The following is a 25,051-nucleotide window of genomic DNA, read 5'->3' as shown; positions in this document are numbered from 1 at the left end:
GACGCCCAATCATGTTCCTCAAGGCGGCCAGCATATGGCGGCATGGCGGCGTTAACACGCCATTAACCATGACTGTCCTTAATGACGGTGCGTCGGCAAAACGGGCGAAGCGGCGCGGAGAGACTGGATAATGAGCACCATCATCAAGTTCCCGGCGGATGCGGCAGCGCGACGGCTGGGCGTGAATGTGGCGCCGTCTCCCCGCGAAACCTCCGCAGAAATCCTGATCCTGCCGGTGATCCGAATCGAGCGTCAGATCGACGACAGCAATGGTGGCAGCGGCCCGGAAGAGGGCACTGCGCCGGGGCGCCGCCGCAAGCGCCGCGCCCGTTCCTGACCCCGGACTTATTCTGATGTCGGCGATATCCCATCCGAACCGGATACGGCTTCGGCGCAAGACGTCGTTTCTTGCGCCGTGTTTCATACTTGCGACCTTGATCGGCAGCACGCTCGGCGGCTGCGCCGGTGGCGATTTCGGCCGTACCCGCAACAATGCGGTGACCGACGACATGCATCGCTGGATCGGCGTCGAGGCCACCGGCAGCGTCGGCCTGAAGTCGTCGGAATTCCAGCTCACCGATCTCGAACGCCAGATGCGCGATCTCGCTTATCCGCTGATCGAGCCGCCGCATTCGCGCCCTCTCTGGAAGAGTGTGTTCGGCGACTACAAGCCGATCGCGTCGCCATGGCGGCAGAACGTCACCTTCGATCGCGCGGCCTATGGTCGGCTGCTGATCGACGAGCCACATCGCTCGCATACGTCGCGCTACAGCGTGCTGATGGACGACGCGCGCGACGACATCCTGCGCTTCGAAGCCTTCTATGCGACGGCTGCGAAAGTCGTTGAGCTTGATCGCAAACGCAATGCCAGCCTGAAGCTGGTGTCGGCGCTGGAGCCGAAGGAGCGCGCCGACGCCATCGCGCGCATGGATGAGAACGCGCTGATCGTGCAGTGGGTCGAGCAATGCCTGCAGCGCCGGGTATCGTCCTATAAGTGGGCGCTGGAACGGATGGTGATCCACGCCCCCGATGGCATGGCGTCCAGCGCTGATATGCTGATCGGCGAGTTGGCGGCGCAGACCACGGCCATGGCCGGCAGCCTCACGCCGGTTCGCCCCGGCAAGGTGCTCCAGGTCGGCGGATAGTTGGACGTGTAGGGCTGGAAGCGCGGGGCGGACTACGCTTCGCTGATCCGCGCTACGGCGTCGGACGTTTCCACTGGCTTCACCTGATCGTCCGGCACGGTCTGGCGGCCAAGAATCTGCCGCGCGCCCTTGCGCGAAAACGGCTGCACGATCTGTCCCAGAAAATCCGGTGCAACCTTGCCGCTGATGCCGAGCCGATCCGGCGACGCCTTGGCGGGATTGAGATAGGTGCCGAACACATGGTCCCACACCATGATGTTCTCGCAATAGTTGCTGTTGCCTTCCTTCAGCGTCTTCGAATGATGCCAGCGATGCAGTTTTGGCGTCGCAAAGATCGGATCGAACAGCGCCGTGCGCGTCTCCACATTGCAATGGGTGAGCAGGCCGGTGATCGCAGTCACCGCGCCGACCCACAGGAACACCGGCAGCGGCGCATCGAGCAGGTAGAGCGGTGCCTGGCTGAGCGCCATCTTGATCAGCGAGTCGATCACATGGAAGCGTCCTGTGTTCACCACCCAGAGCCGGACCACGCTGTGATGAAGCGCATGGAAGCGCCAGAAGAACAGGTTTTCATGCGCGATCCGGTGTGACCAGTAGAGCCCGAATTCGGCAATCACCAGCGCGAGCACGACCTGCGCGATCAGCGGCCACTGTGTCGGCCACAGATGCGAGGCATGATCGTCCGCGCGCGTTACGGTCGCCACCGCCATCGGCACAATCGAGGTCGCCGCGACGGCCAGTTGCGCCGCCCCCTTGGTCAGCAACGTGTGACCGAGGTCATTCAGCGTTTCGCCATCATGCTCCAGCCACTCGGCGCGATGCGGCGTCATGCGTTCGAGCAGCACAATCGTCAGCAGAAGCGCGGCATAGACGATATTGAACCAGAGGATTGGTGCGTTGCTCGCGAAGGCAACCCACGCGCCCGCCAGTGCGCCGAAATACAGCAGCGGCCACCAGATCAGGGACAGGAAATAGTTGGCGGCCGTATCGGACGGCTCTTGGTCGTGTTGCATGGAGGCCCCGCATTCGCGCCGATTCGTGGGTCGACGATGGATGCGGAGCTTCGCTGCGGGAGATTGCAGGCAGATTACGCCAGAGGGCTCCCTGGATGTTTTCCATGCGGAAAAACGTCACGCCGAGGTCGTCTTACAGCTGATAATTCACGCCGATGCGGACGATATTGCCTGTGACGTTCGAATTAACGCCCATGATCGGTTTTCCTGGCCAAGCCGCGAAGGTGGCCTTGCTCAAGCTCGTATCGCTGATCGTTCCGAGATCGAAATGCAGATATTCGACCTTCGCGGTCCAGTTCGATGCGATCTTCGATTCCACGCCGCCGCCGATCGCCCAACCGATCCGTGTCTCCGATGCAGACCCTGCGGAGCAGAGAGCGTTCCGGGCACATGGAAATGTCGGCTCCGGCACAAGAGTGGACGAGACTTTCACGTGGCCGTAGGCCAGACCGCCGGTAGCGAAGAACAATGTCTCCGGTGTTACCAGATAGCCCAATCGTGCACGCGCGGTACCAAACCAGCTCAGCTCGGTGTTATGGCTGGTCAGGGTTTCCGGATTGGCACCAATCTCCGGGGCGTAATAGGTGACGCCCGCGCCCATTTTCGAATAGGACAAGTCTGTTTCCAGACCTGTTACCCAACGGTCGATCTGCCAATTGTAGCCGATTTCAGCGCCACCGATGAATCCATCGAAGCGGGAATTGAGCGACCGGGGCATCGTGCCCTGCGACAGGAAAAATGGCGTGATGATCGTGTCGATGGCCGTAATGGTGGACGCACTTTCGGTCCAGCCATAGCCCAAGGTGGCGCCGATATAGGCGCCTGTCCATGTCACTATTTGTGGGGACACTGCCGCCTTGTAGTGCGGTTGAGCGAGATTGTCCGCGGTTAGCGCGGGCGTTGACGCAAACAATACGCAGCCGATCGCGCAGGCCAGTTTGGCAGATTTCGACATTGAGTTCTCCAGCACTTCGAGACGAGACTTCCAGACATGCGGGGGCGATCAGGCAAGCAGGCCCCCATATGCGCCCTCCGAACAGCCCAGAGTCGCCATCGCTACTGCTAAGCGCTGCAGGATTCCGTGTCGTCACCCCGAAGTATGATGTGGTAAAATATGCTGCGTGTGCGCGTCCGGAAATTGACTTCGATCTCGCCCTGCCACACCAGAGCGCGCGCAATCACGGATTTGGAATGTTCATGGACGTTGTCGACAATGACGTACTCTCTTCAATCATCGGCGATATCTACGACTGCGTTCTGAACCGTGAGGGATGGTCGAGCGTTCTCACCCGCATCACGCAGACGATGGACGCGGCCTACACCACGATCGCACTCGCCGGCACGTCGGACAATCACGGCCGGTTTGCTGCCCAATCGCCCTGGGATGCCGAGCGCATGCGCGCGCTGCAGGACTACAGTTTCGATGATATTCCGGGCCTGAAAGCTGCGGTGGTCGGCGATATCGATACGCCCGTATCCACGCTCTCGCTGATGCCCGAAAGTGAATTGCAGCAGACCGCGTTCTTTCGCAATTGGGCCGGACCGCAGGGATTGCGGGAGGGGTGCATTGTCAAATTCGTTCATACGCCGGATCGCATCGGTCTACTCGGCTGCACCACCTGGGCGGACAAGGCTGCCGTATCTGCCGAGGATCAACGGTTTCTGACCTTGCTGTCTCCGCATTTGCGCAGGGCTGCGATGATCAGCGACCTGCTCGATGACGTGCGCGTGACGGCGCATCTGTTTCGCGAATCCCTCGAGAATCTTGCAGTGCCCGTCGTGCTGACCGACGCGGTCGGATCGGTGCTCCATGCCAATGCAAGTGCCGAACGCATGTTCGCAACTGATGGTCCGATCCTGCGTCAGGGGCGAACCATTCAGGCACAGAACGCATTAATGGGCGATGCCTTGCTGCAGGCGATCGCAAGCGCTGCATCGGATCTCTCGCTCGGCGCTAAAGGCATTGGCTTGCCGGTGTCGGCGGCAGGACAACCGCCCGCTGTCGCCTATGTCCTGCCTTTGACTGCTGGTACGGCGCGTGCCGCTTTCCGCCCCGCATGTGCGGCCGTCTTCGTCTCGACAACGACCTCGGCCTCTCCAATGCCGGAAGCCGTGTTGACGACGCTGTTCGAGCTCACGCCCGCCGAAGCGCGCGTGCTCGTGAGCGCCGGAAAGGGGCTCAACCCATCCCAGACTGCTACTTTGCTTGGGATCTCAGAGAATACGCTGAAGACACATCTTAACCGGATCTACGCCAAGACCGGCAGGTCACGGCAGGCCGATCTCGTGAAGCTCGTGGCGGATATCGGCACGCCGCTGGCAACGGGATAGCGCACGTAGGATGGGTAGAGCGCAGCGAAACCCATCATATACACACGACGACATGATGGGTTTCGCGAAGACGCTCTACCCATCCTACGATGACGATCGCTTATCAGCGCTTCCCCTTCACCGGCGCGGCCGGCGGATCGGTCTGCACCCGACAATTCGATGCGGCCAGCGACGCCTGGGCCTGGATCATCAGGCCGGGTTCGGCGGCGAGCGCCTTCAGCACGATCAGGCCGGTCGCGGTCGGCGAGTCGATGATGAGGCGGTCGGCGGACGTGACGTCCTCTTCCTCGGGCAGAGCTTCGTGCTGCGCCTCGGTCATCAGATCGAGCTCGATGACGCGGCGGCCGGCGGAGCGGTCGTTGATCGCGTAGTAAGCGACGTCGCTGCGGGTATAGAACGACACCGACGTGTAGGACTGGCTGACCGGCACGGTGAGCTTGATCGGTCCTTTGGCCAGGTCGTAGCGGCAGACCGCCATGGCGAAGGCCGGGTCCATGAATGGCAGCAGCGCATTGGCCGGCTCGGTCTGCGGCAATGCTGTCACCGCATTTTCTTTCGTCACCGAAGCGAGGCGCGAATAGGCGTCCTGCGTCGCGATGCGCGGCAGCGCCAGCACGCTGACAAGGTGCACGATGCCGCCAAGCACGACACCCCCGATGAGCGCGAACATCAGCCGGATCATGGGCAGCTCACCGTGGCGATGGCGGGCATCGGCGCGTCTTTCTGCGTCCGGGTGGCAACGCCAACCGGCGTATCGTACAGCCGCAGCATCAACACATAACGTTCCAGCGCTGATGTCGGCAGCCAATTTCCGGCGCGCGAGCGTGCAGCGATGCGGATCTCGAACGCGCCGTCGGCATTGCGCACCACTTCCTGGCTGGTGAAGCCGTAGCGCTGCAATGTGTTGGGCACCAGGCGGCCCTTGGTGTCATAGAGCGAGACCGTCCAGAAACGCGCAGCCGGTGTCACGCCTGACACGACGATATCGCAGCGACCGTCTAGCGGCTTTTTCTTGTCATCGGTGGTGGCAGTGAAAGTGACGCCGTCACCCGTGCCGATCGGCAATTCGCCCGACCGTGCAATGGACGCACGCGCATAGGGATCAATCTCGCTGGTGCCGGTGCGTGGGCGCGCCGTCCATGCACCGATGGTGAGTGTGCCAAGGTCTGTGCCGCGGGTCGCGGTCGTCCAGGTCAGGCCGAGACCGACAGCAGTGGCGATCGCGAGCGCCAGAAGCGTGAGGAAGATCAGCCGCACGTGCGCACCGTCATGATAGCAGCTTCAGTTCTTGCGCGACGCGGGGGCGGTTGCGGATGTGGTCGTTTTGGCATCCGGTGCATCATTCGCCGACGCGTAGCTCTCGGGGAAGGCCAACGCGGAGGAGGCGCGGGGCTTCAACGGTTCGTTGGATGATGCGCGGCCGGCGGTCTTGCCGGCGTCATCGAGCAGCTTCTCGACACGCAGCAGGACGTCGGCGCCGCGGCGCGTCAGCACCGGCGGCGGGCCGGGCTTGGCGTCCTGCGCGTTAGCGGCCATCACGGATGAGACGGCTGCAGCAGGATTCTTGGTACCCGCGCCGACACCCGGGATTTCCTTGATCTCGATACCCTGATGGGCGGCGACCATGATGTCGTGCCATGTCTGCGCCGGCAGCGATCCGCCTGTCATGCGGTTGGTCGGCGAGTAGTCGTCATTGCCGTACCAGACTGCGCAGCTGAAGTTGCCGGTGTAGCCGACAAACCAGGCGTCGCGATACGCATTGGTGGTGCCGGTCTTGCCTGCTGTCGGGATGCCGTCCAGTGCGGCGCGGCGCGCGGTGCCTTCGCTGACCACGTGGCTCATCATGCCGGCCATATCGGAGGCGACGGAGGCGGGGATGGCCTGCAACTGTTTCGGACCATCGCGGTCGAACCGCCAGACGAGGTCGCCCGCGCCGGTACGGACTTCCAGCACTGCATGTGGCTTCGACGAGCGCCCCTTGTTCGGGAAAGTCGCATAGGCGACCGCGTGTTCGAGCACGGTGACTTCGGTGGAGCCGATCGGCAGCGACGGCGTATCGAGCAGCGGCGCCGTGATGCCGAAGCGGCGCGCGGTCTCGACGATCTTGACGCGGCCGGCCTTGGCCGGATTCTGCGCGCCCTTGCCGAGCGCAATCGAAATCTTCACCGGCACGACGTTGATCGAACGGGTGATGGCCTGCGTCAGCGTCACGTTGCCGGAATAGGAGTGGCCGTAGTTCTGCGGGCACCAGTTGCCGATACAGACCGGGCCGTCGAGGATGATCGAGGTCGGCTTGTAACCGTTGAGCAGCGCCGTCGTGTAGACATAGGGCTTGAACGACGAACCGGGCTGGCGCATCGCGTCCACCGCGCGGTTGAACTGGCTTGCGCCGTAGTCGCGGCCACCCACCATGGCGCGGACGCCGCCTTCGAGGTCCGACACCACCGTGGCGGCCTGCGTCGCATGATAGTCGCGGCCGAACTGGCGGAGCTGGTTTTCGACGGCGGCTTCGGCGGCGCGCTGCACATTCATATCGATGGCAGTGCGGACCACGAAAACGCGCTCGACATAGGATTTCGGGAATGTATCGACGAGCTTGCGCATCTCATCGAAGGCCCAGTCGAGATAGTAGTTCGGCGAGATTTCCTGGCGGCGATCGACGGCGACGGCGGGATTTCGCCGCGCACCGAACACCTGGCCTTCGGTCATGAAGCCGGCATCGACGAGGTTGTCGAGCACCACGTTGGCGCGGGCGCGTGCGGCGGGCAGGTTGATATGCGGCGCGTATTTGGTTGGGGCCTTGAACAGGCCGGCGAGCATCGCGGCTTCCGCGAGGTTCACGTCGCGCGCGGATTTGTTGAAATAGAAATGCGCTGCGCCGTCGACGCCGAACGTGCCGCCGCCCATGTAAGCGCGGTCGAGATAGAGCTTCAGAATTTCGTTCTTGGTCAGGCGGGTTTCCAGCCAGATGGCCAGGAACGCTTCGTTGACTTTGCGCTCGATGGTGCGCTCGTTGGACAGGAACAGATTTTTCGCGAGCTGCTGCGTCAGTGACGAGCCGCCCTGGCGTACGCCGCCGGCCTGCGCGTTGGTGACCAGCGCGCGCGCGGTGCCGGCGATGTCGATGCCGAAGTGATCGTAGAAGCGGCGGTCCTCGGTGGCGAGGGTGGCCTTGATCAGGTTATCGGGGAAATCTTCCAGCGGAATGGAGTCGTTGTGCTTGATGCCGCGGCTGCCGATGGGATTGCCGTAGCGATCAAGGAACGTGACCGCGAGGTCGGATTTCTTCAGCCAGTCTTCATCGGCGGTTTCGCGAAACGCCGGCTGCGCCAAAGCGAGCATGAGGATCAGACCGCCCAGGCCGATGGTGGCCATTTCCGACAGCGGCTCGATGAATACCCAGCGCTTCCAGCGACCGACGTAGAAGCGGTCCATGAAGGTGGAGTAGCGCTCCCAAAGCTCGCGGGTGCCGCGGCCGGAAGAGAACAGGCCGGAATCGATGCGCGCATCCAGATCCAGCAGGAAATGCCGGAACTTGGTCTTCCAACGGGATGGCACGATCTGAGGCACAGGGGCCCTTGGTTTGTTGCAGCGCTCGCGTGCACCCACCGGCACCGCGCGGACGTCATGCTGAAATAATGCGGCAACCCGGCGGCAGGTTTGCGGCCGCCGGAGAGTCGTTCAAGTTCTAGCCGAGCAGGGCGGATAAACCAATGGCATTGCTTATCATTTGCACGACAGGGCTAACAGCTTTGCCGGTTTTGCCCTTGTTTGCGAGCCGGCCGACACGATGTTGCTTGCAGAGCCTGCGCCGCACCTCCTAGAAGGGCGTTTCGCCGCAACCTGGATCGATTCAAATCGCATGACCGCGCGTCCCCCGCGTCCTTCCGCACAGGAGGGAATGTTCTGGAAAACCAAGACGTTGGAAGAGATGTCCGGCGCCGAGTGGGAAAGCCTGTGCGACGGCTGCGGACGCTGCTGTCTGGAAAAGCTGGAAGACGAGGATACCGGCAAGATCTATTACACCCATGTGTCCTGCCGATTGCTCGATGCGGGTCTTTGCGCCTGCAAGGATTATCCGAACCGCTCCGACCATGTTCCCGATTGCGTGCGGCTGACCCCGGACAATGTCCGCACCCTGAGCTGGCTGCCGCCGAGCTGTGGCTACAAGCTCGCGGCCGAGGGCCGCGATCTCTACTGGTGGCATCCGCTGATTTCCGGCAGCCCCGACACCGTCCATGAAGCCGGCGTATCGGTCCGCGGGCGGGTCGAGGGCAGCGAGGACACGATCTCCGACGACGAGCTGCAGGATCACATCGTGACCTGGCCAGCGCTGCTGCCGCGCAAGGCGAAGCTGAAGAAGCGGCCGGCGTAGAATCCCCGGCGCGCGGTGTCCGATCACGCGCATATGACGGTCAGATGATCGCCGCGGGACGCTCCCATGCAAGGAAACAACTGTTGCTGCATAGGGTAGGGGAATAGATTTCTTCCAAAGAGAGTCTGCGCGCGGAAGGTCGCGCCGTTCTGGCTCTCCGGTTACTTCCCAAGTCCTCTGAATCCGAAGTTTCATGAACAAGTTCGAGCGACAGAGCCGGTCAGCGGCCGATGATCAGGTATTGCCCGAGGAAATCTCGTCGGATGAGCTCCTGTCGGACGAAATCGCGCAGGAACTGTCGCGGATTCCCACAGAAGTAATCGAACCCGGCGACGCGCCTGCTGTCGTGAAGGCGCCGCTGACCCCCGCCGAAGTCCGCACCATCCTGATGAGCCTGCTGCTGACCATGTTCCTGGCAGCGCTCGACCAGACCATCGTCGCCACCGCGCTGCCGACCATCGGCCGGCAATTCGCCGACGTGAACAATCTGTCCTGGGTCATCACCGCCTATCTGCTGGCATCGACCGCGGTGGCGCCGGTGTTCGGCACGCTCAGCGATATCTATGGCCGCCGCGCCATGATCATCACCGCGATGTCGCTGTTCATGGTCGGCTCGATCCTCTGCGCATTGGCGCCGAACATGATCGTGCTGATCATCGCGCGCGCTTTGCAGGGCCTCGGCGGCGGCGGCATCCTGCCCATCGTGCAGGTGGTGATTTCCGACGTGGTGTCGCCGCGTGAGCGCGGCCAGTATCAGGCTTATTTCAGCGGCGTGTGGGTCGCGGCCGGCATCGGCGGCCCGATCATCGGCGGGCTGTTCGCCGAACACCTGCACTGGTCGATGATCTTCTGGATCAACATTCCGCTCGGCGTGGGATCGCTGGCGCTGCTGCTGCCGAAGATGAAGAAGCTTCCCGTGTTTCATCGCCGCCGCAAGGTCGACTGGCTCGGCGGCCTGCTGCTGATGGCATCGGCCGTTGTCTTCATGCTGGTGCTGACATGGGGCGGCACCAAATTCTCATGGGCGTCGCCGACCATCGTCGCAATGATCGGCGCTGCGGCTGTGATGGCTTTCGCCTTCATCTGGCATGCGATCCATCACGATGAGCCGTTCCTGCCGTTGCCGCTGATGTCCGGCTCGGTGGTGCCTTTCGCGATGGCCGCCGGCGGCTGCGCGATGGGCGCGATGCTCGGGCTCACCGTGCACATGCCGCTCTATTACGAAGTGGTTTACGGCTTGACGGCAGGCGAGGCCGGCGTCGCGCTGATCCCGATCGCGGCGGTGTCGGTCGGCGGCGCCGCCTTTGCCGGCCACATGATGACCAAGGCGAAGCACTACAAGCGCGTGGCGATCGCCGGCACCGCCATGTCGGCGCTGATGGGCCTGTTGCTGGCGCTGATGACGCCGTTGCCGCTATGGGCGCTGCTCACGATGCTCGGCCTGTTCTCCATCGGGCTCGGCACGGCGTTTCCCGTCAGCCTCGTCTCGATCCAGAACGCTGTGCCGCGACCACAGATCGGGACCGCCACCGGCGCGATGAACTTCTTCCGCGCGCTGATGGCGTCGTTCACCGTCGCCGCCTTCACCACCATTCTCCTGATGGCGCTCGGCACGGACATCTCGATCTCAGGCGAGCATGCCGCCAGCACGCATCCGATCGCGGCCAGCGATATGGTCAGCGCCTTCCGCTACGTGTTCGAAGCAGCGGCAGCCCTGCTGGCGCTCTCGACACTGTTCCTGCTGCTGATGGAAGAGCGCCCGCTGGCAGGGCCGGCAAAGGCGAAGCCGTCACTGGTTTCGGAGTAATCGACAGTAGCCCGCATGAGCAGAGCGATATGCGGGAAGCAGCAGTCATCCCCGGATGTCGCTGCGCTCATCCGGGCGACGTGTGCTGTATAAATCCGGCGGCGCCATGTGACTGGTGACTACGTCCGCTTTGCTCCGAGACCGACCGCCTTTGTGCAACAACAGAAAATGACGCGACGGGCCAAAAGCGGCCGTCGCACACCGTCTCTTGAACTGGAAGGAGAGACCGTCTTGCAAACGGCATCTCCTTCGCGCGGGATAGGCGATGACGGAGGAGAGATGTCGTCAAGACCTGATGAACGAGAGCAGGTCGGGGTTGAGGACATCCGCATGAGTGGTGAGCATGCCATGGGGATAGCCGGGATAAGTCTTCAGCGACCCGTTCTTAAGCAGGTCGACCGCACGCGGCACTGAACTTGTGAACGGGACGACTTGATCAGCCTCGCCGTGCATCACCAGCACCGGCACGGTGATCTTCTTGAGGTCTTCGGTATAATCTTCGAGCCAAGAGTCGACAGTCGCGTAGTGAGCGAGGGCACCGCCGGCCATGCCTTGGCGCCACCAGTTCGCAATGATCGCCTCCGAAGGCTTCGCCCCATCTAGGTTGTAGCCGTAGAACGGATTCTCAGGGACGAAACGGTAGAACTCCGACCGGTTGCCCAGCACGCCTGCCCGGATCGCTTCGAACCACTCCGGCGGTTGACCGGACGGGTTGTCCTCGCTCCGGTACATGTTCGGCGTCAGTGAAGCGACCAGCACCGCCTTCGCGACGCGCTCCTGGTGGCGAGCGACGTAGCGAGCCACCTCACCGCCACCTGTCGAGTGCCCGATATGGATCGCGTCGCGCAGGTTGAGGTGTTCAGTCAGTGCCGCGAGGTCGGCAGCCCAGCGGTCCATGTCGTTGCCGATGCCGGGCTGGTCGGACCGGCCGTGGCCGCGCCGGTCGTGGGCGATCACCCGGTAGCCGTGGCGAAGGAAGAAGGTCATCTGGGCGTCCCAGTCGTCCGCCGACAGCGGCCAGCCGTGGCTGAAAACGATCGGCTGACCTGAGCCCCAGTCCTTGTAGAAGATGTTTACGCCGTCTGTAGTAGTGATCGTGGACATCGAGTCGCTCCATCTGCGCTGTTAGATTGATCCATTGAGCCACGCGTTACTCAATTTTGCGGGCGGAGTTTGAGAATTAAAGGCCCACGTCATCCGCGTAGTTGTTGAGCCCGTACTGGACAGCGATCACTTCGTGCCCATCCGCCTGCAAGGCCGGAATGACTTTGCTGAAGCACGAACCCTCGGGCCCAAAGGCCGTGGCAAAAAACGATTGCCGGCTTGGAAGTTGAAGGCATGGTTGTTACCCCTTTTGGTTGAACCGCTGCGAAGGTAAGTCTTGGTTCAGCTAAAGACAAAGACCTAGTAGACTGCGATGTATGCCTTGGAAGCATATCGAGGGGCGGATGGAACTTCGGCATTTGCGCTATTTCATTGCAGTCGCAGAGGAAGGTAGCTTTTTGACCGCTGCCCAACGGCGCCTGAACACTTCGCAGCCGTCGCTGAGCCGGCAGATTCGTGATTTGGAATCTGAAGTTGGCGTGCAGTTGCTGGAGCGCCAGGCGCGTGGCGTGGCGCTTACCGATGCCGGAAGAGTTTTTCTCGATCACGCGCGGCTGGCGCTGTCGCAAGTCGAAGCGGCGACAGATGGTGCGCGGCGGACCGCACAGCCGCAAAAGCCAGCACTTTCCATGGGGTTCATGGTCGGGTTGGAGGTGATGTGGCTCCCCCACTTATTGCGTATCCTCCGCGAGGAAGAGCCGGAGATCGAAGTCACCCTGTGTAGTCAGTCCTCGCCAGAACTCGCCCTCGCATTAACGCGCGGGAAGCTGGACATAGCCTTTCTCCGCCCTGAGAAACAGAACGCAGGCCTGACCTTCAAGCTGTTGGCGAAGGAGCCCTTGATCGCAGTGCTGCCGGCAGACCATCGCTTGGCCTCGCGCAAAAGGATTCGCCCACAGGATCTTGTCCGCGAGATCTACGTCAGCTCGGCGAGAACGTCTCCGGTATTGCACGCTGTAATTCAGGATTATGCGTCGAAGGTTGGGATCGTGCTCAAGGCAAAGTATGAAGGCGAGAACATATCGTCGGCCATGTCGCTGGTCGCATCCACAGGCGGAGTGACTCTCGTTCCGCTCTATGCGCAAAATATGCTGGCGCCAAACGTTGTTGCTAGAGGGCTCGAGGGCGTTCCACCAACCGTCGATCTCACTCTCGGCTACAACCAGGCAAATTCGTCTCCTTTGCTCTACCGGCTTTTGTCTCGCGCGGATGAATTGGTTGCGAACGTTCAAAATCAGAGCATCATTCGCTACGTTGAAGCTGACTAGTGGGTGATGCGAGAGTCCGCTTCGGGTCATTTTTTCACGGTTTAAGCAGCAGTCATCCCCGGACGTCGCTGCGCTCATCCGGGCTACGGGTGCTGCGCTAATCCGCCCTACAGTAACGAACCGGCGCACACATAGTTACCGCATGATTAATTCATAATTGAGCCTGTTGGTGAACCTTCCTGCAACCTCTGCCGCTTAGGTTGAGTTCAGTTTTCAGGGGACGGCGTGGAAGAAATCCGCGGCCGTATGAGGAGATTTCCGTGTTGCGTTTGATTTCGAAATTTATCGACGATGAGTCCGGTGCAACGGCCATCGAATATGCGCTGATCGCTGCAGGCATCAGCCTCGCGATCATCGTCGCTGTGCAGGGCCTTGGTACCACGCTGAACGGGCGCTACGCCGCCGTGAATACCTCGCTGAAATAGGGCCGCGAAGACCGGCCGGTGCCGGGCGCGCCGCCATTGCAATCGACAAAAGACATGGCTGTCTTGTCGAAACGCAATGTTGTGAATGTCCTATCGATTGCGATGCTGCACCCTATATGATCGTGCGCGGGCCTCGAGCCTGCGCATTTTCATATGGATGACCATCATGACATTGAATTCGCGTTTGAAGCTTTCGGCATTGGCCGGTTTGGGATTTGCGGCATTCGTCCTCGCGGGAGCGACGCCGGCCTCGGCGGCTGGTGCGCAATTCTGCATCGCCCAGAGTGGCGCCAACGGCGAATCCTCCTATGTGAGCAACTGCATCTTTTCTGACTACCAGCAATGCATCAATGCTGCCGTCGGTACGCGAGGCAACTGCGTGGGCAATGTCGAGTATCGCGCTGGAGCTGCCACGGAACCGGCGCCACAACGTCGTCGGCGCGCGCGGTGAGTGATCGCCCGCTCGTGAAGGACGCATCGATGACAACAAGGATTCGCGGGCTCGTATGGGCTGTGGCTGCGATTACCATCGCGTCGGCGTCGTTGCCGGCTCTGGATTCTGCGCAGGCGCGGCCCTCGGTCGCGGCCCGTTCCGGTATTCCGCCGTTCTGCGTGTTGACCGGCGGCCCTCGTGGGCCGGGGAGTGTGCCGCAGATCTGCCGGTTCTTCGACTATCAACAATGCCTGCAGGCCGCGGCCGAGCTGCGCGGCAATTGCGTGGTCAATATCGACTATCCCGGCAAGATCACAGGTGCGCCAGGAGCGGCGTGGTCGCAGCCGCTACGATAGCCAGTGCGTTGATCGCGTGGACAAAATTCCGATTTAAGGACTAAATTCAAATTATAGGATTTTTAGCCTTGACAGCGTTGCGCTGTCGAAGTAGGTTTGCGGCATGCTCCACAATTGGGTTCGCAGGAAACGCCGCTGCTGATTGGCGGCGAAGCTGCGCCGTCGCTGTTCAACCCGATGTGGCAGTGAATACCCGGAACATCGATCCAAATCCCGCGTTGCTTTCCATACGGTGCCGCAAGGAATCTCATCGGCATCCAACAGCAAGCGAAACGAGGGTGCCATGATAATCAGGAATTCGGCAACCAAGCAAAAAGAGCAGATCGTCGAATCCGCGACGGAGGCACGCCAGGCCGAACCGGGCCCGTCGATCCTCGCGCTTTTGGCGATCAGCCTCGGCCTCGCTGTGTTGATCCTCGGCGTGGTCTGGTTTGTGTTCTTCAGGACGTGATCGGTTTCGGCGATCGGCCGATCAATTTCAGTCCGTCCGGCATGATCGACTGATAGCAGCAACGAGTTCCCAACATGGTCAGAAAGCCAATAGCCCGCCCGGCGAGAACGCCGGCGCGGGCTGCTGTCGTTGTGAAGGCCGCGCGGAAACCAAGGGCGGCGAAGAAGAGCTCCAAGAACTCGAAAGTGAAGAATTCACAGAAGACATGGAGCGCCGTTGACCCGGCCACCATGGAAGCAGCCGCTGAAAAAATCCGAGCCAGCGTGGCGGCCCGGAAGAGGACGATTGCGGCAACGACAATCTTCGCCGGACCGGGGAGGCCGAAACCAGCATCTGCTGCTGAAGTTGATATACCTCCAACTCAAATCAAGAAGCGACCGGCCGCAATGAAAGCTGTTGCCAAGAAGCGGTCCAGCGCTCCGCGTGCAAGACGGCGAACGGCCGTCGATCGGTTCAATGTTTTGCCGCCTGATGCGCCGCTGACCGATCGCGTTACCCATGCCATCGAACGCGAACTCGATTCGATCCAGAAGATCGTTGGCCGCCGGCGCTTGAATGAAGCGTTGCGCACAGAGGCCGAGCGCCGCGCCCGCACGCTGGCTTCCCTGGCGCGCACATTGACCGAACTGAAGAAAGTGCAGGGCGGCAACGAACAGAGGTCCGCCGAAGATGACGACCGTCCCCGAGACCTCGACGAACTCCGTCGACGCATTGCTGAACGTCTTGCAAGACGGCCTGGCGGGCGACCGCCAATTCCTGTCGACGGGAATGACGCGGGGCGAGAGAGGCTTCCTGAGTGAGTGCTGGAATGTCTTCGCGCATGCGCATCAGGTGCCGCCTGACATCGCGCCGAATGGTGCGCCGTGGCTGACATGGCTCATGATTGGCGGACGAGGCGCAGGCAAGACACGCGCCGGTGCCGAATGGGTGCGTGCGCAGGCGCTCGGTCAGGCGCCACTAGCGCACGAAAAAGCCCGTCGCATTGCGCTTGTTGGCGAAACCGAACACGACGTGCGTGAAGTGATGATCGAGGGAGTGTCCGGGCTGCTCAGTGTGCATCCGGATCACGAGCGCCCGGTCTGGATGCCGTCGCGCAAGCGGCTGGAATGGAGCAACGGCGCTGTCGCACAGGTGTTCTCTGCGGAGGACCCCGAGAGCCTACGCGGCCCGCAATTCTCCTGCGCATGGTCCGACGAGATGGCGAAGTGGCGCTATGCCGAAGCCACGTTCGACATGCTGCAATTCGGGCTGCGGCTGGGCCACCGGCCGCGGCAGATGATCACCACGACGCCGCGGCCGACGGCGCTGCTGAAACGCCTGATGGGCGATCGGACGACGGTGACGACGCGCGCCGCAACCGTAGTGAATGCGTTCAATCTCGCGCCGACGTTTCTGCAGAGCGTGATGGATCGCTATGCCGGCACGCGGTTGGGACGGCAGGAACTGGACGGCGAGATCATCGAGGACCGGCCCGATGCATTGTGGTCGCGCGCGCTGCTCGAACAATGCCGCGTGCGCGAGGTGCCGCCGCTTCGACGCATCGTCGTGGCTGTCGATCCGCCTGTGTCGTCCGGCAAACGTGCGGATGCCTGCGGCATCGTTGCAGCGGGGATCGCCGAGGACGGCATCGTTTATGTGATGGCCGATGACACCGTATCGTCAGTGACGCCGAGAGCGTGGGCCAACAAGGCCATCGCGCTGTGGCGCAGGCTGGAGGCCGACGCGCTGGTGGTGGAAGTCAACCAGGGCGGCGAGATGGTGCGCAGCGTGATCAACGAAGTCGATCACACCGTGCCGGTGACGCCGGTCCGCGCCTTGCGCGGCAAATGGCTGCGCGCCGAGCCGGTGGCGACCCTGTACGAGCAGGGCCGCGTCAAACATGCCGGCAGTTTTGCCGCGCTGGAAGACGAGATGTGCGACTTCGCAAGTTCGGGGCTGTCGTCGGGGCACTCGCCGGATCGGCTCGACGCCATGGTCTGGGCGGTTGCCTCGCTGGCGCTGGTGCCGCGCGGGGATGGGCCAAGGATCAGGGTGTTGTGACCTCGTGTCCCGTGCACAGTTGAATTGGATCATATCATGTTCGATCGCTTGAAAGCCTATCTGGCGGCGCCGGAAGTGAAGGCGTCGCGCACCGCGCGCGTGCTCGCATTCGAGAGCGGCGGGCGTGCGCGCTGGACACCCAAGGATTTTGCGGCGCTCGCCCGCGAAGGCTATCTCTCCAACGCCATCGTGCATCGCGCCGTGCGATTGATCGCGGAGAATGCCGCGGCGTGCAGCTTTCTCGTCTTCGACGGCGCGCAGGAGCGCGAGGCGCATCCGCTGGCGCAGCTGCTGACGCGGCCGAATCCGCGGCAGGATGGCGGGGTGTTCTTCGAGACGCTCTATGCGCATCTGCTGCTCGCCGGCAATGCCTATGTCGAAGCCGTCACGCTCGACACGCAGGTGCGGCAGCATGAGGTCCGTGAACTCTACGCGCTGCGGCCGGATCGCATGAAAGTCGTGCCTGGCAGCGATGGCTGGGCCGAGGCCTATGACTACAGCGTCGGCGGCCGCAGCGTACGCTTCGATCAGCAGGCGTCCGGCGTGCCGCCGATCCTGCATCTGACCTTCTTTCATCCGCTCGACGATCACTATGGTCTGGCGCCGATCGACGCGGCCGCGACCGCGCTCGACACCCACAACGCCTCGTCGAAATGGAACAAGGCGCTGCTCGACAATGCGGCGCGGCCGTCGGGCGCGCTGGTCTATGCGGGACCGGAGGGATCGGTGCTGTCCGAGCCGCAATTCGATCGCCTCAAGCGCGAACTCGAGGGCAATTATCAGGGCGCCGCCAATGCCGGGCGGCCGCTGCTGCTGGAAGGCGGGCTCGACTGGAAGGCGATGTCGCTGACGCCGAAGGACATGGATTTCCTCGAGGCCAAGCACACTGCCGCGCGCGAGATCGCGCTCGCCTTCGGCGTGCCGCCGATGCTGCTGGGGATCCCCGGCGACAACACATTCGCGAATTTCCAGGAAGCCAACCGCGTGTTCTTCCGCCAGACCGTGCTGCCGCTGGCGGCGCGCACCGGCAACGCGCTGGCGCAATGGCTCGCGCCCGCGTTCGGCGACGGCATCCGCATCGACATCGACACCGACCGCGTGGATGCGCTCGCCGCCGATCGCACCGCGCTATGGGAGCGCGTCAGCAGCGCGGACTTCCTGACGCTGAACGAGAAACGCGAAGCGGTAGGCTACGCGCCGGTGGAGGGCGGGGACCGGCTGGGGTAGGGGCCTGACTGCAACGCGTTCTCCAAGCGGTGCGGACGGACCCGCCCGACGTTATGGACAGACGCGAACAGTACTGGAGTGTATTGCGCATTTGTTCACAATCAGGGGTTGAGTTTGACCGTGGGTGTTGCCGTCGCGTGACAGCATTCGGGCCGTGGGCGGCCTAGGATCGCTGACATAATAAGACGACAGACTTGGGAGATTCTCGTGAACAAGATCATTCTGGCAGCTTCGGTTCTCGCCTTGAGCGCAACCTCTGCATGGGCCGCTGATATGGCGCCGCGCCCATACACGAAAGCGCCGGTGATGGTCGATCCCGTTTACAGCTGGACCGGCTGGTATATCGGCGGCAATGTCGGCTACGGCTTCGGTCGCAGCGGAGCCGATACGGTTCTCGATCCGACCAGCAGCTGGGCCATTGAATCGCCTGCTTTCCGCAACGAACTGATCGGCCTCAGCAACCAGCGCTACAGCCCGCAGGGCGTGGTCGGCGGTGGGCAGGTCGGCTACAACTATCAGGTCGGCAGCTGGGTGTTTGGCCTCGAGGCCGATATCAACGCGTCCGGCATGAGCAAGACGATTGCCTTGTCGGGCCTCAATGGTGGCTTCATCACCCGCAATTTCACGGAGACCACCAAGAGCGACTGGTTCGCCACCGTGCGTCCGCGCCTGGGTTACGCGGTGAACAATACGCTGTGGTACGCCACCGGCGGTCTGGCGGTCGGCGATGTGCAGGGCAGCTGGACGCTGCTGTCGAGCAATGGCTACAACAAGACCGGCTCGGGCAGCGAAACCAAGGTCGGCTGGACGGTCGGCGCTGGCGTCGAGCATGCCTTCCAGCCGAACTGGACGGTGAAACTCGAATATCTCTACACCGACCTCGGCAGCATCTCCTATAACTCGACCTATATTCCGGGCAGCACCTTCGCTCCGCCGGGCTTCAACTACCGCGAGAATATCTCGCAGGATTTCACATTCCATACCGTGCGCGTCGGTTTGAACTACAAGTTTGGCAGCCCGGTGGTTGCGCGCTACTGATGACCTGAAATCTTCTCCCGAAAACGCAAGAGCCCGGCCTCGTGCCGGGCTTTTTCTGTGGTAATGCACGGAGCGTGCGGCTCATGTCACATGAATGACGGAGAACGGGACGTATCACCGCTGCCCAGTTGCGCCGGTGGAGAGATCGCGCCGGTTGGGATATGATTGCGCGATGCCCCGCACCTACGTCATTCCTGATCTGCACGGCCGACGCGATTTGCTCGATGCGGCACTGCTGCGGATCGAGACGCATGCGGGCGGCAAGGAAGCCACCATCGTCGTGCTCGGCGACTATGTCGACAAGGGCCCGGACTCGCGCCGCGTCATTGCGCGGCTGCGGGCAGGGGTGGCACCTGGCCTGCGGCTGGCGATGCTCAAGGGCAATCACGATGCGCTGATGGTGGCGGCGCTGCGCGGCGATGTGGCGATGGCAAACTGGATGACGAAAGGCGGCGATACCGCGCTCGCCTCCTATGGCGGCGACGTCGCCGATGTGCCGGTGCATGACATCGACTGGCTCGATGGCCGGCCGCTGTGGCACATGGATGCGCATCGCATTTATGTCCATGCCGGCGTCGATCCCGCGCTGCCGCTGACGCAGCAGGACCCGGTATTGCTGATGACCAAGCGCTATGCGGATGATGACGCGTCCGGCCATGACGCAGGCGAGGGCGCGCGCCATGTGGTGCATGGCCATGACCGCCATGCCGATGGGCCGCTGCTGAAACAGGGCCGCAGCAATCTCGACACCTATGCCTGGAAGACAGGCCGGCTGGTGATCGGCGTGTTCGATAACGCGCTGCCGGGCGGGCCGGTAGAGCTGATCGAGATCACCGCGCCGCCGGCGCCTTGAGGCTGATATGACCTCTTGAACCAAAGACCGCGCCGCGACGCCTAACCGGCAACGCAACTGAACCGGCACGCTGGCATGTCCTCGATCATCGAAACCGTCGTCGAATTTTTTGCCGAGCTCGTCTGGGGCTGGGTGACAGCGCGATGGCCATGGGTCGGGGACGCCGTAGGAGCGACCTGCCTCGTGGCCGGCGCGGTCGTGGCACTGTCGTCATCCGGCACTGAGCGCGTGCAGGCACTGGTGATCGGTGGTCTTGTCGGCATCGGTGCTGGTGGGTTGCTGCTGGTGTGGTTCTGGCGCCTGCGCCGCGCGGCGGCGACGCGGACGGAGTGATCGCCATGACTGTGACACCGGCGATGCTCGGCGCCAGCCAGGCGCTGCGCGACATGTTGTGGCCGTTCGAATTCACGGTCACGGACAATCAATCCCACGGTCCGGTCTGGATCGATGTCACCGCGCTGCAGCCGTTCGAGGTCGTCGGGCAGAACGGATCGGGCGGGGTCTTCGCGCTGGTCGGCGATATCAAGCATGTATTGCACCTGACGAGCGAAGGGCAGGCCGGCATCGTCGCCGCCAGCCTGCAGGAATTCCTCGAACTCGTTGTCGAACATCCCTGGTGGGAACAGATCGCATCGGGCTGCGACGGTGATCTGGCCGCGATGCGCGCAATGCTGGATGACGAGGGCGCGGACCTGGACGCGGACGCCATCGATAACGATCCGGCCATCGAAACCAATCGCCCGCTGCTGCAGCAACAGCTCGGCCTCGGGATTCCCGCCGATCCGTTCGGCCTGCTGCATCATGCGCTGGTGACGCTCGGCGCCGCTTACGATCTGCGCGATCTCGACGGCCAGCCGATGGAACCGCTGTTTGCGGCCTAGTAACACACGAAGGGACATGCCGATGCCGGATTGGATCTTGCCGCTGCTGCTGCTGATCGGAATCCTCGCCGTTCTATATCGCGCCTTCCTGCACACGCCGCGGGCGCCGCCCAGCGGCAGGAACCACGACGAAGGCGTGACCAATTACTGGGACGTGCACCGCGATCGCTAGAGATGCCGATGCGCGGCGCTGAGGGCGTCACGGCTCCCCGCAAAAGCGTCTAGTGCGTGGTTTGTGCCGCGACCCAGTCGGGATCGATGCGGGTCGCCTCAGCGATATCGTTGAGTGCGCCTTCGGCATCGCCGGTGACGCGTCTCTGCACGCCGCGGTAATACAGCGCCTTGGCATTGTCGGGCGTGTGCGTCAGCACGGCATCGAAATCGGCGATAGCGCGCAGCGGCTCGTGCTTGTCGATCAGGGCCGCGCCGCGGTTGAACAGATAGAGCTTGGACTCGGGGTTGAGCTTCATGGCCATGCCGAAATCGGCGATGGCGCGGTCGAGATCGTTCCGCATGTAGTGGATGACGCCGCGGCTGTTATAGGCGCTGGGATAGTCCGGGCTGATCCGTATCGCTGTCTCGAAATCGGCGATGGCGCGGTCCCTGTCGCCCTTGTCGTCCCAGGTGCGGCCGCGCCAATAGACTGTCACGGCATTGGTGGGATCGAGCCGGATCGCTTCGCTGTAATCGGCGATGGCCCGGTCGAGATCGTGCTTGTCTTTCCAGGCCCGGGCGCGGCTCTCATGGGCGGAGGCGTCGTCCGGCGCGAGGCGGATCGCGGCATCGAAATCCGCGATGGCCTGGTCGGTCTTGGCGGTGTCGAACCAGATGCTGCCGCGGTCCTTGTAGAAGTCTGCATCGTCGGGCCGCAGCCGAATGGCGGCGCTGAAATCGGCGATGGCCCGGTCATACACTTTCATGACCTGCCAGAGGTGGCCACGCATGGCGTAGCCCGATGCGTCGTCCGGCTCGAGCCGGATGGCGGCGTCGGCGTCGGCGATGGCTGCATCCGTTTCGCTATAGGTCTCATGCAAGAGCGAGCGGCTGCGATGCAGCGCCGCCAGATCGCCGCCGCGGTAATAGTCGAGCCCGATGGCGCGGTCGCAGGCCTCCATCGCCTTCGTGCCGCGGCCTTTCAGGCAAATGGCATAATCGCCGCCCGGGCCGGCCAGTGTGGCGGCGGTGGCATAAGTCGGCGTCGCGGCGGCACTGGCGGCCAGCGCCATTGCCATCAGCGCGCTGCAAAACGGCAGGCGCAAGGATAGGCGCAAGGGCAGGCCAGATCGTGCGTTCGGGTGCATGTGTCGTGCTCGGATGGCGAGGGAGCCGGGACGGCGTTGCTGCTTGGTCGGCGGTATCGGCTGAAAGGTTCGACGGCGCGCGAACGCGGCAGCGGATGCGCACGCAAGATGGAAGTACAATCGCCATGGATGACCTGATCCGCATTTTCACCGAGCGCGGCGACCTCGCGCATCTCGCTTTGTTTCTGTGGGCGAGCGTGGCCAGCGCCGCGGCTCTGTTCGCGCTGCGTGAACTCGCCGGCGCCTCGCGCCGCTTCGACGAATTCGTGCGGCAGCTCGCGCGCTTCAACCGCCGTGCACACCGCCGCCACCGCATGCGCGACGACACCGACGACATCTGAAAGGGATCATCCATGGACAGTCTGCACGACGTGATGCGTTCGATCCGCCCGGAGACGAAAGCGGGCAAGGATCATCTCAGCGTTTTCAGAGAATTTCTGGCGCATCTCGACCAGTTGCAACGCAAGGCGCTAGCTTCGAGGCCGCGGGTGAAGCCGGCAGCGCGACGGAAGCCGCCGCGGCGCGTAAAAGTGTAGTTCGCTTTTTCCCCTCTCCCCCAGCACGGCGCAGCCGTGCGCCGCGGGAGAGGGTGGATCGAATGCACATCGTGCATTCGAGACGGGAGAGGGAGCCGCAGGCTCCGGTGCTTGTAGCGCCCCCGCTCCCTGACCCTCTCCCGCCAGACGCAGCTGCGCTGCGCCCGGGGGAGAGGGGACATCTCCCCCGTAGCTTGTTGCTCTCCTCTCTCTTCTTCCCCCGCATGTTGCGAGGCCGCCGATGCATGCCCCGTCGCCATCTCCCTGGCCATCCCCCCAGCCATCCCCCGCGCGCCTAGCACTCACGCCGGACGGCGTGATCGAGGGCTATGCCTCGCTGTTTGGCGAGATCGACCAGGCGCGCGACATGGTGATGCCCGGTGCCTTCACGCAGACGCTGAAGCAGCGGGGCCTGCGAAAAATCCCGATGCTGTTCCAGCACGATCCCTCGGAGCCCGTCGGCGTCTGGCTCGAGATGACGGAAGACCTGCGCGGATTATGGGCGCGGGGCCGGCTGATCCCGGATGTGACACGCGCCCGCGAATTGCTGGCGCTGCTGCAGGTCGGCGCGGTCGACGGATTGTCGATCGGCTATCGCACGCAGCGCGGCCAGATCGAGCCGAAGACGCGGGTGCGCAGGCTCTATCAGGTCGATCTCTGGGAAGTGTCCATCGTCACCTTCCCGCTGCTGAACGGCGCGCGGGTGAGCGCCGTGAAGGACGCGCCGCACTCGCGCCTGCGCGATCAGGCCGAGCGCGACTGGACCCAGCTCACCGGCCAACACGTCATCGACTCATATCGCACCGATTTGAGCGGCGCCGCGGATGCACCGGCGCTGGTCATCCGGCGTGGGCGCAAAGCGGGCGGACCTGTCCAGGCCTGTTCGCTGCGCGCCCGCGCCGATCGCAAACGCGCGCTGCACGGCGTCGCCGCCCACGCCCGGTTCGCCGGGCGCTGAGAACAACGCGCCGCGCCGCGATGCGCGCTCAGAACAGTTTGTTGATCGTCGCCGTGATCGCCTGGGTCTGGGTCCGCGCGGCGGCGGTGCCGACCATGGTGCCCTGGTTGGTGGTGCCGCCGGTGCCGTTCGGATTGGTGAACGGGCTCGCATAGTTCGCGGTGTTGTTTTCGGTCATGGCGAACATGTAGTTCACATCCACGAACCAGGTCGGATCGAGGAAGTAGGTGGCGCCGACCATGGCGGCGCCGCCGAGCACCCAGCTCTTGCTGGTCAGGTTGATCGGCGCGCCGGAAACGTCGGTGCGGTTGCCGTTGAGGTCGGCGAAGCCGATCAGGCCGTTGAGGTCGGTGCGGACCCGGGTCAGCGTCGGGCCGGCGCCGAGATAGACGAAGCCGCGGTCGAACGCATGGCCGATGAAGGGCACGAACGTCATCTGGTGATCGATATGAATCTGGTAGGACTGCACCAGCGCGTTGCCGGTGAACGGCACCACCGTGCTCGTGCCGGTCGGCGTGAACGATCCCACCTGCGGCAGCAGCGCCGCGCGGATGTTGGAACTGGTGCCGAGATAGCTGTAGCCGAACTTGGCGCCCCACAGCCAGTCGCTGCCGGAGAAACGGGAGAAGTAGCCGCCCTGCGCCGAGAAGGCGATCTGGGCACGGTCGTCCGGATACAGCGTCGCCGGGCCGGCGGCCGATCCCGAGGAGGTCAGCACGCCGTTGGTGAAGACGTTCGACGTCCCCACCGCATAGACATTCTGGGTGCCGAAATCGAGCGTATTGGCGCTGCCGCCGATGCCGACGAAGAAGCCGGAGTGCGGCACCCACGAGGTCTCGGCCGGCGGCAGCCGCGGCGCCTTGACGGTCACATCGGCCGCTTGCGCGGCTCCGGCCGCGACCAGGCCGGCGAGCATTCCAGTCATGGTGATGTTGCGCATGTCGTTCCCCCGGCGGGGCGAATCCCCGCTTGCAGCAGCCTAGGCAGAGCGGGGGAGGCGGGTCTGTGCCATTCCGCACAGTTCCGTCGCGTCCGAGACAAGTGACTTCGATCATCGCCAATCAACGCCGCGCGAGGACTACGACGAACTGCGCAGCACGTTCGAGGAATTCAAGTCCGCCAATGACGAGCGCATCGCGCGGATCGAGCGCGGGCGCGGCGACGTGTTGCTGGAGGAGAAGGTCGATCGCATCAACCAGGCGCTCGATGCGCAGCAGCGCCGATCGCAAGCAGGCACTCGGCGCCGTGAGCGCCGGTGTCGCGTTTCGCCGCAAATCTGAAAACCGCGTGAAGACCTAGTGCAGCTCGTCGCGCGAAATCGGCAGGTGCAATTGCGCCGCGCGCTCCTCACGCTCGCGCTTGCGGAATTCACTTTCGCGCCGCTCGAAGGCGAGCATCTGTTCCTGCGCCTGCTGCAGGAATTGCTCGTATTTCGTCATCGGTGGTTGAGCGTGTTGCATCGTGTCGGCTCCGTGCCCTGTCCTCATAACGGGCGATAACACCATACCC

The 25,051-nt window shown here is 63.2% G+C and carries 29 protein-coding genes and 2 pseudogenes; 21 read left to right on the top strand and 10 right to left on the bottom strand.

What is annotated here, in order from left to right; genetic code table 11:
• Positions 1-130: 130 nt before the first annotated feature.
• Together LPB73_RS15055 and LPB73_RS15050 are read left to right on the top strand one after the other, a co-directional pair.
• On the top strand, positions 131-337 hold the full coding sequence (locus LPB73_RS15055; RefSeq protein WP_068730489.1) for a hypothetical protein: 207 nt from the start codon (positions 131-133) through the stop codon (positions 335-337).
• 16 nt (positions 338-353) lie between these two features.
• Positions 354-1,145 (top strand): hypothetical protein, encoded by a 792-nt coding sequence (locus LPB73_RS15050; RefSeq protein ID WP_231077359.1) that lies wholly within the window; start codon positions 354-356, stop codon positions 1,143-1,145.
• 32 nt (positions 1,146-1,177) lie between these two features.
• Here LPB73_RS15050 and LPB73_RS15045 read toward each other — a convergent pair whose 3' ends face one another.
• Both LPB73_RS15045 and LPB73_RS15040 read right to left on the bottom strand, forming a co-directional pair.
• Positions 1,178-2,158 (bottom strand): sterol desaturase family protein, encoded by a 981-nt coding sequence (locus LPB73_RS15045; protein WP_231077358.1) that lies wholly within the window; start codon positions 2,156-2,158, stop codon positions 1,178-1,180.
• A 133-nt stretch (positions 2,159-2,291) separates the two neighbouring features.
• The gene (locus LPB73_RS15040; protein ID WP_231077357.1) at positions 2,292-3,113 is read right to left on the bottom strand and encodes an outer membrane protein; all 822 of its coding nucleotides are present in this window, start codon (positions 3,111-3,113) and stop codon (positions 2,292-2,294) included.
• 242 nt (positions 3,114-3,355) lie between these two features.
• On the opposite strand from LPB73_RS15040, the gene LPB73_RS15035 reads away from it, so the two are divergent.
• Complete coding sequence (locus tag LPB73_RS15035) at positions 3,356-4,489, top strand: helix-turn-helix transcriptional regulator (protein ID WP_231077356.1); 1,134 nt, start codon at positions 3,356-3,358, stop codon at positions 4,487-4,489.
• A gap of 103 nt (positions 4,490-4,592) precedes the next feature.
• On the opposite strand, the gene LPB73_RS15030 is transcribed toward LPB73_RS15035, so the two are convergent.
• Genes LPB73_RS15030 through LPB73_RS15020 form a run of 3 tightly spaced genes read right to left on the bottom strand, consistent with a single transcriptional unit; the run spans position 4,593 to position 8,059 of the window.
• On the bottom strand, positions 4,593-5,171 hold the full coding sequence (locus tag LPB73_RS15030; protein ID WP_089267023.1) for a DUF1254 domain-containing protein: 579 nt from the start codon (positions 5,169-5,171) through the stop codon (positions 4,593-4,595).
• Positions 5,168-5,746 carry a DUF1214 domain-containing protein gene (locus tag LPB73_RS15025; protein WP_231077355.1) on the bottom strand — a complete coding sequence of 193 codons (579 nt, stop codon included), beginning with the start codon at positions 5,744-5,746 and terminating at the stop codon, positions 5,168-5,170. Before LPB73_RS15025 ends, LPB73_RS15030 begins: the two co-directional genes overlap by 4 nt.
• A gap of 24 nt (positions 5,747-5,770) precedes the next feature.
• Positions 5,771-8,059 carry a transglycosylase domain-containing protein gene (locus tag LPB73_RS15020; protein ID WP_231077354.1) on the bottom strand — a complete coding sequence of 763 codons (2,289 nt, stop codon included), beginning with the start codon at positions 8,057-8,059 and terminating at the stop codon, positions 5,771-5,773.
• A gap of 292 nt (positions 8,060-8,351) precedes the next feature.
• On the opposite strand from LPB73_RS15020, the gene LPB73_RS15015 reads away from it, so the two are divergent.
• Together LPB73_RS15015 and LPB73_RS15010 are read left to right on the top strand one after the other, a co-directional pair.
• Positions 8,352-8,864 carry a YcgN family cysteine cluster protein gene (locus LPB73_RS15015; RefSeq protein ID WP_184515499.1) on the top strand — a complete coding sequence of 171 codons (513 nt, stop codon included), beginning with the start codon at positions 8,352-8,354 and terminating at the stop codon, positions 8,862-8,864.
• Between the two features lie 193 nt (positions 8,865-9,057).
• A complete protein-coding gene (locus LPB73_RS15010; RefSeq protein ID WP_231077353.1) occupies positions 9,058-10,671 on the top strand; it encodes an MDR family MFS transporter in 1,614 nt (537 codons plus the stop codon).
• Positions 10,672-10,956: 285 nt separating this feature from the next.
• On the opposite strand, the gene LPB73_RS15005 is transcribed toward LPB73_RS15010, so the two are convergent.
• Positions 10,957-11,775: an alpha/beta fold hydrolase gene (locus LPB73_RS15005; protein WP_231077352.1), complete on the bottom strand. Its 819-nt coding sequence runs from the start codon at positions 11,773-11,775 to the stop codon at positions 10,957-10,959.
• An 85-nt stretch (positions 11,776-11,860) separates the two neighbouring features.
• A pseudogene (locus tag LPB73_RS15000) lies at positions 11,861-12,011 on the bottom strand (alpha/beta fold hydrolase); the annotation flags it as partial.
• A gap of 108 nt (positions 12,012-12,119) precedes the next feature.
• Between LPB73_RS15000 and LPB73_RS14995 the strand changes: the two are divergent.
• From LPB73_RS14995 to LPB73_RS14935, 13 genes are all read left to right on the top strand, one after another.
• On the top strand, positions 12,120-13,043 hold the full coding sequence (locus LPB73_RS14995; RefSeq protein WP_231077351.1) for a LysR family transcriptional regulator: 924 nt from the start codon (positions 12,120-12,122) through the stop codon (positions 13,041-13,043).
• 260 nt (positions 13,044-13,303) lie between these two features.
• Entirely contained in the window at positions 13,304-13,468 is a 165-nt protein-coding gene (locus tag LPB73_RS14990; protein ID WP_093759013.1) for a Flp family type IVb pilin, read from the top strand.
• 166 nt (positions 13,469-13,634) lie between these two features.
• A complete protein-coding gene (locus tag LPB73_RS14985) occupies positions 13,635-13,919 on the top strand; it encodes a DUF3551 domain-containing protein (protein ID WP_158596822.1) in 285 nt (94 codons plus the stop codon).
• Positions 13,920-13,948: 29 nt separating this feature from the next.
• Positions 13,949-14,257, top strand: a complete 309-nt coding sequence (locus LPB73_RS14980) for a hypothetical protein (protein WP_147421687.1) — start codon at positions 13,949-13,951, stop codon at positions 14,255-14,257.
• A gap of 283 nt (positions 14,258-14,540) precedes the next feature.
• The gene (locus LPB73_RS14975; protein WP_176454703.1) at positions 14,541-14,708 is read left to right on the top strand and encodes a hypothetical protein; all 168 of its coding nucleotides are present in this window, start codon (positions 14,541-14,543) and stop codon (positions 14,706-14,708) included.
• Positions 14,709-14,893: 185 nt separating this feature from the next.
• A complete protein-coding gene (locus LPB73_RS14970) occupies positions 14,894-15,508 on the top strand; it encodes a hypothetical protein (protein WP_231077350.1) in 615 nt (204 codons plus the stop codon).
• Entirely contained in the window at positions 15,477-16,748 is a 1,272-nt protein-coding gene (locus tag LPB73_RS14965; protein ID WP_231081157.1) for a DNA-packaging protein, read from the top strand. The genes LPB73_RS14970 and LPB73_RS14965 overlap by 32 nt, the downstream gene beginning before the upstream one ends.
• A 36-nt stretch (positions 16,749-16,784) precedes the next feature.
• Complete coding sequence (locus LPB73_RS14960) at positions 16,785-17,975, top strand: phage portal protein (protein WP_231077349.1); 1,191 nt, start codon at positions 16,785-16,787, stop codon at positions 17,973-17,975.
• Positions 17,976-18,182: 207 nt separating this feature from the next.
• Positions 18,183-19,013: an outer membrane protein gene (locus LPB73_RS14955; RefSeq protein WP_231077348.1), complete on the top strand. Its 831-nt coding sequence runs from the start codon at positions 18,183-18,185 to the stop codon at positions 19,011-19,013.
• A gap of 172 nt (positions 19,014-19,185) precedes the next feature.
• Positions 19,186-19,866 (top strand): metallophosphoesterase, encoded by a 681-nt coding sequence (locus tag LPB73_RS14950; protein WP_231077347.1) that lies wholly within the window; start codon positions 19,186-19,188, stop codon positions 19,864-19,866.
• 75 nt (positions 19,867-19,941) lie between these two features.
• Entirely contained in the window at positions 19,942-20,199 is a 258-nt protein-coding gene (locus tag LPB73_RS14945) for a hypothetical protein (protein ID WP_089267034.1), read from the top strand.
• A gap of 5 nt (positions 20,200-20,204) precedes the next feature.
• Positions 20,205-20,747, top strand: a complete 543-nt coding sequence (locus LPB73_RS14940; protein WP_141137162.1) for a hypothetical protein — start codon at positions 20,205-20,207, stop codon at positions 20,745-20,747.
• Positions 20,748-20,769: 22 nt separating this feature from the next.
• Positions 20,770-20,919 (top strand): hypothetical protein, encoded by a 150-nt coding sequence (locus LPB73_RS14935; RefSeq protein ID WP_158596823.1) that lies wholly within the window; start codon positions 20,770-20,772, stop codon positions 20,917-20,919.
• 49 nt (positions 20,920-20,968) lie between these two features.
• On the opposite strand, the gene LPB73_RS14930 is transcribed toward LPB73_RS14935, so the two are convergent.
• Positions 20,969-21,979 (bottom strand): tetratricopeptide repeat protein, encoded by a 1,011-nt coding sequence (locus LPB73_RS14930; protein WP_231077346.1) that lies wholly within the window; start codon positions 21,977-21,979, stop codon positions 20,969-20,971.
• Positions 21,980-22,173: 194 nt separating this feature from the next.
• Between LPB73_RS14930 and LPB73_RS14925 the strand changes: the two genes are divergently transcribed.
• Together LPB73_RS14925 and LPB73_RS14915 are read left to right on the top strand one after the other, a co-directional pair.
• Positions 22,174-22,389 carry a hypothetical protein gene (locus tag LPB73_RS14925; protein ID WP_089267037.1) on the top strand — a complete coding sequence of 72 codons (216 nt, stop codon included), beginning with the start codon at positions 22,174-22,176 and terminating at the stop codon, positions 22,387-22,389.
• 436 nt (positions 22,390-22,825) lie between these two features.
• Complete coding sequence (locus LPB73_RS14915) at positions 22,826-23,542, top strand: HK97 family phage prohead protease (protein WP_231077344.1); 717 nt, start codon at positions 22,826-22,828, stop codon at positions 23,540-23,542.
• 28 nt (positions 23,543-23,570) lie between these two features.
• Here LPB73_RS14915 and LPB73_RS14910 read toward each other — a convergent pair whose 3' ends face one another.
• Complete coding sequence (locus LPB73_RS14910; RefSeq protein ID WP_089267040.1) at positions 23,571-24,482, bottom strand: outer membrane protein; 912 nt, start codon at positions 24,480-24,482, stop codon at positions 23,571-23,573.
• Between the two features lie 70 nt (positions 24,483-24,552).
• Here LPB73_RS14910 and LPB73_RS14905 point away from each other — a divergent pair.
• Positions 24,553-24,765, top strand: a pseudogene (locus LPB73_RS14905) (phage major capsid protein); the annotation flags it as partial.
• A gap of 72 nt (positions 24,766-24,837) precedes the next feature.
• Here LPB73_RS14905 and LPB73_RS14900 read toward each other — a convergent pair.
• Positions 24,838-25,002, bottom strand: a complete 165-nt coding sequence (locus tag LPB73_RS14900) for a hypothetical protein (RefSeq protein ID WP_231077343.1) — start codon at positions 25,000-25,002, stop codon at positions 24,838-24,840.
• Positions 25,003-25,051 lie beyond the last annotated feature (49 nt).

Origin of the sequence: Tardiphaga sp. 37S4 (assembly GCF_021044645.1) — a bacterium.
Classification (GTDB): domain Bacteria; phylum Pseudomonadota; class Alphaproteobacteria; order Rhizobiales; family Xanthobacteraceae; genus Tardiphaga; species Tardiphaga robiniae.
The sequence above is the reverse complement of the archived record's forward strand: the minus strand, read 5'-3'. Positions and strand labels throughout refer to the sequence as shown.

Excerpts from the sequence above, each read along its gene's own strand:
- LPB73_RS15055 (WP_068730489.1), top strand. The coding sequence starts at position 131 with ATGAGCACCATCATCAAGTTCCCGGCGGATGCGGCAGCGCGACGGCTG.
- LPB73_RS15050 (WP_231077359.1), top strand. The coding sequence starts at position 354 with ATGTCGGCGATATCCCATCCGAACCGGATACGGCTTCGGCGCAAGACG.
- LPB73_RS15045 (WP_231077358.1), bottom strand. The coding sequence starts at position 2,158 with ATGCAACACGACCAAGAGCCGTCCGATACGGCCGCCAACTATTTCCTG.
- LPB73_RS15040 (WP_231077357.1), bottom strand. The coding sequence starts at position 3,113 with ATGTCGAAATCTGCCAAACTGGCCTGCGCGATCGGCTGCGTATTGTTT.
- LPB73_RS15035 (WP_231077356.1), top strand. The coding sequence starts at position 3,356 with ATGGACGTTGTCGACAATGACGTACTCTCTTCAATCATCGGCGATATC.
- LPB73_RS15030 (WP_089267023.1), bottom strand. The coding sequence starts at position 5,171 with ATGATCCGGCTGATGTTCGCGCTCATCGGGGGTGTCGTGCTTGGCGGC.
- LPB73_RS15015 (WP_184515499.1), top strand. The coding sequence starts at position 8,352 with ATGACCGCGCGTCCCCCGCGTCCTTCCGCACAGGAGGGAATGTTCTGG.
- LPB73_RS15010 (WP_231077353.1), top strand. The coding sequence starts at position 9,058 with ATGAACAAGTTCGAGCGACAGAGCCGGTCAGCGGCCGATGATCAGGTA.
- LPB73_RS15005 (WP_231077352.1), bottom strand. The coding sequence starts at position 11,775 with ATGTCCACGATCACTACTACAGACGGCGTAAACATCTTCTACAAGGAC.
- LPB73_RS14995 (WP_231077351.1), top strand. The coding sequence starts at position 12,120 with ATGGAACTTCGGCATTTGCGCTATTTCATTGCAGTCGCAGAGGAAGGT.
- LPB73_RS14985 (WP_158596822.1), top strand. The coding sequence starts at position 13,635 with ATGACATTGAATTCGCGTTTGAAGCTTTCGGCATTGGCCGGTTTGGGA.
- LPB73_RS14980 (WP_147421687.1), top strand. The coding sequence starts at position 13,949 with ATGACAACAAGGATTCGCGGGCTCGTATGGGCTGTGGCTGCGATTACC.
- LPB73_RS14975 (WP_176454703.1), top strand. The coding sequence starts at position 14,541 with ATGATAATCAGGAATTCGGCAACCAAGCAAAAAGAGCAGATCGTCGAA.
- LPB73_RS14965 (WP_231081157.1), top strand. The coding sequence starts at position 15,477 with ATGACGCGGGGCGAGAGAGGCTTCCTGAGTGAGTGCTGGAATGTCTTC.
- LPB73_RS14960 (WP_231077349.1), top strand. The coding sequence starts at position 16,785 with ATGTTCGATCGCTTGAAAGCCTATCTGGCGGCGCCGGAAGTGAAGGCG.
- LPB73_RS14950 (WP_231077347.1), top strand. The coding sequence starts at position 19,186 with ATGCCCCGCACCTACGTCATTCCTGATCTGCACGGCCGACGCGATTTG.
- LPB73_RS14945 (WP_089267034.1), top strand. The coding sequence starts at position 19,942 with ATGTCCTCGATCATCGAAACCGTCGTCGAATTTTTTGCCGAGCTCGTC.
- LPB73_RS14940 (WP_141137162.1), top strand. The coding sequence starts at position 20,205 with ATGACTGTGACACCGGCGATGCTCGGCGCCAGCCAGGCGCTGCGCGAC.
- LPB73_RS14935 (WP_158596823.1), top strand. The coding sequence starts at position 20,770 with ATGCCGGATTGGATCTTGCCGCTGCTGCTGCTGATCGGAATCCTCGCC.
- LPB73_RS14930 (WP_231077346.1), bottom strand. The coding sequence starts at position 21,979 with ATGGCAATGGCGCTGGCCGCCAGTGCCGCCGCGACGCCGACTTATGCC.
- LPB73_RS14925 (WP_089267037.1), top strand. The coding sequence starts at position 22,174 with ATGGATGACCTGATCCGCATTTTCACCGAGCGCGGCGACCTCGCGCAT.
- LPB73_RS14915 (WP_231077344.1), top strand. The coding sequence starts at position 22,826 with ATGCATGCCCCGTCGCCATCTCCCTGGCCATCCCCCCAGCCATCCCCC.
- LPB73_RS14910 (WP_089267040.1), bottom strand. The coding sequence starts at position 24,482 with ATGCGCAACATCACCATGACTGGAATGCTCGCCGGCCTGGTCGCGGCC.
- LPB73_RS14900 (WP_231077343.1), bottom strand. The coding sequence starts at position 25,002 with ATGCAACACGCTCAACCACCGATGACGAAATACGAGCAATTCCTGCAG.